An 851-nucleotide genomic window follows, 5' to 3' on the forward strand; every position below is an offset into this window, starting at 1 on the left:
ATGCTAATTTTGTACAAGTTGAACTCCGAAATTTTAGTCTCTAATACAAATCCATTTGATACCCATACATCGTATTAAACCTTTTGGTTGATAAACTCATTAACTCCATGACGAAGAAGATGATGATAGAAAAGCATCGCGTCGCTCGGCGGAGCTTTTCGACAGGTCCCGTGGTAGCGGCTTATGAACTCAAGGTGGACGCGGGGGAGGTGCGGAGAGATAACGCTCAAGTCGCTCTGGCGGCAAAATTGGATGCCCTGCACGAGTCTCTTGTCTCGCTCCCACCAGTACCTTTGCTTACCGACGATCCGACAGAGAGCAGCCGTAAAAGCAGCAGTCCACTGTTACTGGCACGATCCATGGCATCCGCCCAGTCCTTTCTTCGAAAGAAGTTCCATTTGTGGTCTTTTGGTCCACCACCGCGGGGCATTTACATTCATGGACCGGTCGGGGTCGGTAAGAGTTTTCTAATGGATCTCTTTTACGCGTCGGTTAATGTTCCTGATGATGATTCTCGCTGTAATAATTCCAGCCACAAACACGCAAAAATTACCAAACGCCGCGTCCACTTTCATGAATTCATGCTAGACGTCCATCATCGAATCTTTGTCTACAAAAAGAAGCACCCACGGGGTGATGCTATTCCCATCATTGCGAAACAATTGGCACAAGAAGCCCAACTCCTCTGTTTCGATGAATTTCAAGTGACAGACGTTGCCGATGCCATGATTTTGAAAAGACTGTTTTTATTATTATTGGATTGGAATGTCGTGGTAGTGGCCACCTCGAATCGCTCCCCCGATGCCTTGTATAAGGGAGGCATTAACCGATCCCTTTTTATGCCATTCATA

General features: G+C 46.7%; 1 protein-coding gene. It reads left to right on the plus strand.

Annotated elements, in window-relative coordinates; genetic code table 11:
* Positions 1-83: 83 nt before the first annotated feature.
* A partial coding sequence (zapE, locus tag A3763_RS00495; protein ID WP_197482647.1) for an AFG1/ZapE family ATPase occupies positions 84-851 on the plus strand: 768 nt, incomplete at its 3' end.

It is taken from the genome of Oleiphilus sp. HI0128 (assembly GCF_001635365.1).